The organism is Micromonospora sp. ATLC20 (genome assembly GCF_057196585.1).
Window position 1 is genome coordinate 1 of sequence record NZ_JBXUOV010000336.1, and the last position, 2,523, is coordinate 2,523.

Annotated in this window: 2 protein-coding genes; one reads left to right on the forward strand and one right to left on the reverse strand. The window is 73.6% G+C overall.

Annotated features, from left to right (window positions below; all coding sequences use genetic code 11):
- Nucleotides 1-631 (reverse strand): neocarzinostatin apoprotein domain-containing protein (locus AC2CHG_RS31030; RefSeq protein ID WP_484526162.1); only part of this gene is annotated, 631 nt, incomplete at its 3' end.
- Nucleotides 632-824: 193 nt separating this feature from the next.
- Here AC2CHG_RS31030 and AC2CHG_RS31035 point away from each other — a divergent pair.
- Nucleotides 825-2,318, forward strand: a complete 1,494-nt coding sequence (locus AC2CHG_RS31035; RefSeq protein ID WP_484526163.1) for an HtaA domain-containing protein — start codon at nucleotides 825-827, stop codon at nucleotides 2,316-2,318.
- Nucleotides 2,319-2,523: the final 205 nt, after the last annotated feature.

The following is a 2,523-nucleotide window of genomic DNA, read 5'->3' on the forward strand; positions in this document are numbered from 1 at the left end:
CGCCCGCTGCGGCCGGCGCGCTGCCGGAGACGGCCGGCGCCGGCGCGTCCTGTCCGGTGGTGGTCCGGGGCGTGGCGGCGGGCGTGGTCGCCTTCGGCGCCGGGCCGGCCTTCGGCGGGGCGCTCGTGGCGCCCGCGGCGAAGGTGACCGGCACCCGTACGTCCTGGGACCGGTCGGAGGGCCGGGTGTGGTCGGCGCGGGTGACGACCGCGCACCGCCGGACGGTGCAGTCGACGTCGCCGATGGTGGGGGTCACCTTGACCGTCACCGAGAAGGAGCCGCCGGGGCCGTACGGCTTGGTCAGGCCCTCGGCGTAGGCGGGCGGGTTCGACGAGATCCACTGCGAGGCGCCGAGGCTGCCGGTGGTGTCGGCGCCGCCGCCGCACGGGGTGGCCGCCACGCCCGGTCCGTTGTCGACGCAGTACGCGACGTAGATGCCCTTGTCGACGTCGTAGCCGCGCCCGGAGACGGACACGGTGGCGCCGGAGCGGCTCAGGCCGGTGCTCGGGGTGACGGTGAGCTTCTGACCGCCGCTGCCGGTGGCGGTGCCGGCGTGGGCCGGCGCGGGCGTGGCGACGACGGCGGCGGTGAGCAGAACGGTGGTCCAGATGGTGCGGCGCCGTGCTCGCATCGGGCTCCTCACACGACAGGTCCGGCCGGGCGCACCGGCCGAGCAGTTGCTTAGGTTTGGCTAACCTAAGTGGCAAACGCGCAGGTGGCAAGGGGTCCGTTCGGCTGAAGATCTTGAGACGCTTCGCGGATCACCCGATCATCTTAGGTTTGCCTAACCTAATACCTTCGCTTCCCCTCCCGAGAGGAACAGCATGTTCAGATCCAGAGCCGGAGCCCTCCGGTCGATGCGCTGGGCGGCGGTGCTCGCCTTCGGCGTGTCGAGCGCGCTCGTGGGCACCGGACCCGCCTCGGCGGTCGAGGCCGAGATCGCCAGTGGCAGCCTGACCTGGGGTTTCAAGGCCAGCTTCCGCAACTACGTCAAGGCCGGCAACGGGGACCCGCCGATCGCTGTCAGCGACGGCGCCAGTGTCAACGCCGACGGCACGTTCACGTTCCCGTCGACCGGCGGCACGCACGACGCCGCCGCCGGTACGACGAACGCCACGTACGGCGGCACCGTGGTGTTCTCGTACCCGGCGCACCTGCTGACCATCACGCTGGCCAACCCGACGGTCGCAGTCTCCGGCGGCACCGCGTCGCTGAAGGCGGACGTCGACCTGGCCACCACGATGACCGAGCCGGTCTCGGTCAAGCAGGCCACCATCGCCACCCTCACCGGCAGTCCCGCCACCAGCGGGAACACGGTGACCGGCAGCAACCTCGCCGCGGCGCTCACCAGCGTGGGAGCCGGCGCGTTCAACGGCTTCTACGCCGCCGGTGAGGCGCTGGACCCGGTGTCGTTCACGTTCACCACGGCCGGCGGCACCGCGCCCGCCACCCCGGCGGTGACCGTCGACCCGGCCCAGGGCCTCGACCCCGCCGGGGCGACCGTCACCGTACGCGGCACCGGCTTCGACCCGGACGTCAACAACGGGGCGGGCATCTACGTCTCGTTCGGACCGAAGGTCGACGAGCACTGGGCGAACGCCGGCGTCCTCCAGGTCACCAAGTGGGTCAACAAGACCAACGAGCCGACCGACGCCCGGGACCGGATGGCCGCCGACGGCAGCTTCACCACGACGCTGCCGATCAGCGCCGTCTACACCGACCGCAACGGCGACGAGGTGGACTGCACCGAGGTGCAGTGCTACGTCATCACCTTCGCCGCCCGCGGTTCGGCCGACCGCCGCCAGGACACGTTCACCCCGATCACCTTCACCCGGACCGGGGCGGGTGGGAACTCGGCCCAGCAGCGGATCACCAGCACCGTGACCGGCGGCCCGCTCAGCCTGAGCGTGGCCGGCGCGAACGTCGCCCTGCCGCCGGTCGGCAAGGGCGAGTACGCACGGGCGCCGCTGAACACGGCCACGGTGGCCGACCTGCGCGGCGCCGGCACCGGCTGGAGCCTGGTCGGACAGGTTTCCGACTTCACCTCCGCCGCCGGTGGCGTCATCGCCGGGAACTACCTCGGCTGGGCGCCGACGGCGAACGTGGTGGACGACCCGCTGGGCGGCACCACCGGCGCCGTCACCCCGGGTGCGGTGGCCGCTCCCGGCGCCGGTCTCGGTGAGGCCCGCGCCCTGTGCACGGCCGGAGCCGGGACCAGCAACGGCGTCTTCGCCTGCGGCGCCGAGCTCAACCTCGGTGTCCCGGCGTCCGCCGCGGCGGGCGACTACGTCGCCACGCTCACCCTGACCCTCTCCTGATTCACCGACCGGGTCGGACCTGGTGGGGCGCGGGCACGTCGCCCGTGCCCCACCAGCCGCGCCCCGGCGACCACCTCGCAGCGGAGCACGGTATGCCCCTCCTCACGCCCTCCACCCGCACCCCGCGACGGCACACGCCCGGCGCCCCGGCCGCGCGGTGGTGCGCCGCGCTCGCCGCCGTGCTGCTCGCGGTGCTGCTCGGGCC